The organism is Sphingopyxis sp. (genome assembly GCF_035250425.1).
GTDB lineage: Bacteria > Pseudomonadota > Alphaproteobacteria > Sphingomonadales > Sphingomonadaceae > Sphingopyxis.
Map to the genome: position 1 here is coordinate 1 of NZ_DATFFD010000130.1, position 2,064 is coordinate 2,064.

The 2,064-nt window shown below is 67.3% G+C and carries 4 protein-coding genes; all 4 read left to right on the forward strand.

What is annotated here, in order from left to right; all coding sequences use genetic code 11:
* A partial coding sequence (locus tag VJ811_RS07590) for a cytochrome c-type biogenesis CcmF C-terminal domain-containing protein (RefSeq protein ID WP_324071650.1) occupies positions 1 to 426 on the forward strand: 426 nt, incomplete at its 5' end.
* Positions 423 to 953 (forward strand): DsbE family thiol:disulfide interchange protein, encoded by a 531-nt coding sequence (locus VJ811_RS07595; RefSeq protein ID WP_324071651.1) that lies wholly within the window; start codon positions 423 to 425, stop codon positions 951 to 953. The genes VJ811_RS07590 and VJ811_RS07595, both read left to right, overlap by 4 nt.
* Positions 954 to 1,069: 116 nt before the next feature.
* A complete protein-coding gene (locus VJ811_RS07600) occupies positions 1,070 to 1,489 on the forward strand; it encodes a cytochrome c-type biogenesis protein (RefSeq protein WP_324071653.1) in 420 nt (139 codons plus the stop codon).
* On the forward strand, positions 1,486 to 2,064 hold a 579-nt coding region (locus VJ811_RS07605; protein WP_324071652.1), incomplete at its 3' end, for a cytochrome c biogenesis factor. The genes VJ811_RS07600 and VJ811_RS07605, both read left to right, overlap by 4 nt.

Genomic DNA, 2,064 nt, shown 5'->3' on the forward strand with positions numbered 1-2,064 from the left:
ATCAAGATCGGCGATTTCGCGGTGAAGTTCGCAGGCGTCAGGCCGATAGCAGGACCGAACTATACCGCGATCGAGGGCACTTTGGTCGCGACCACCTCTTCGGGTAGCAGCTTTACGATGCGCCCCGAGGCGCGCACCTTCCCCGGCCTGATGGGCACCGCGCCGACCGAGACCAACGAAGCGGCGCTGCTGACGCGGCCGGGCGGACAGCTTTATGCCGTGCTCGGCCAGCCGATGGCGAGCGACGACGGCAGCGCCGACCGCTACCAGATCCGCCTGTGGTGGAAACCGCTCGTGTGGTGGATCTGGCTCGGCGGCGCGCTGATCGCGATCGGTGCATCGCTGTCGCTGCTTGGCCGTGCGCAATTGCTGAACATCTGGCGCGCGCGACGCAGCCGCAAATCACAGGAGCGTTTCGCGCCATGAAGAACCGCTGGGTCCTTTTCGTACCGCTGGCGATCATGGGGCTGTTGTTCGGCGCCTTCATCTATCGGCTGGTGACGCCCGCCGAGACGCTGATCCAGTCGCAATGGATCGACAAGCCGATGCCATTGTTCGACCTGCCGCCCGCGACCGCCGGCGTCGAGGGACTGAAGAGCAGCCAGCTTGCCGACGGACGGCCGCGGCTGGTCAATGTCTTCGCGAGCTGGTGCATCCCATGCCGCGCCGAAGCACCGCAGCTCGAGGCGCTGAAGGCCGCGGGCGTGCCGATCGACGGCATCGCGATCCGCGACCGGCCCGACGATGTCGCGATGTTCCTGCGCGAATATGGCAATCCCTTCGACCGCATCGGGTCGGACATGCAGAGCAGCGTCCAGATCGCACTGGGGTCGTCGGGCGTGCCCGAAACCTTCCTCATCGATGGCAAGGGGATTATTCGCGAACAGATCCAGGGTGTGATCCTCGCCGATCAGGTGCCTGAGATTATCGCCAAGCTCGAGGCGATGAAGTGAGGGGTTTGCAGGATATTCCGCGTTTCCCCGCGAAGGCGGGGATCCAGAGCGTCACTTCGCTGCGTTCGGTTTTTGCCGCTCTGGGCTCCCGCGTTCGCGGGAGTACGCCGGTATTTCTGATCGCGCTTTATGTTTTCTTCGGCCCGACTCCCGCCACAGCGCAGGATCGCCTTCCGCCCGCGCCTTATGCCTATCAGCAGCTCCGCGACCCGGCGCAGGAGGCGAAGGCCAAGGCGCTCATGGAAGAGTTGCGCTGCCTCGTCTGCCAAGGGCAGTCGATTGCCGACAGCGATGCGCCGCTTGCGGGCGATATGCGGCACGAAGTGCGCAGCAAGATCGCGGCGGGCGAAAGTCCGGCCGAAATCAAGTCCTGGCTCGTCGCGCGCTATGGCAATTGGGTCAGCTATGATCCGCCGTTCGACGGCGCCACGGCGCTGCTCTGGCTCGGGCCGTTGATCTTCCTCGCGCTCGGCGGGTGGCTGGCCTTTGGCCGTTTCCGCCGCGGTGCGAACGATGATGAGGAAGGCGCGGCATGATCTGGCTGTGGGTCGTGCTCGCCGCCTTGCTGACGATCGGCGGCATCTTCTGGCTGGGCAAGCTGCCCGCGGCGGCGCGGCCGCTGGCCGGGGCGGCGGTGATGCTGGGGCTCGCGGGCTATGCGTTGCAGGGGCATCCGGCGCTGCCCGGCAAGCCTGTCGCGGCGCGCGAGGAGCCTGAAAGTTTCGGCGAGGCGATCACCGACCAGCGGCAGGGGATGTCCGAACGCTTTGGTCCCGCGGCGCAGTGGCTCGGCATGTCCGACGGTTTTGCGCGCACCGGCAAGACCGAACTCGCGGCGAAGACGCTCGAAAAGGGGCTCGCGACCTATCCGGACAATGTCGACCTGTGGGTCGGGCTCGGCAACGCATTGGCGGCGCATGGCGGCGGCGTGATGTCGCCCGCCGCGGCGCTGGCGTTCGACGAGGCGGCGAAGCGCGATCCGGCGCATCCGGCGCCGCCCTTCTTCGCGGGGCTGGCGCTGGCGCAGGGCGGCGACCTGAAAGGCGCCGAGGCGGTGTGGAGCCAGCTCCTCGCGCGCAGTCCCGCCGATGCGCCGTGGCGGCCCGACCTG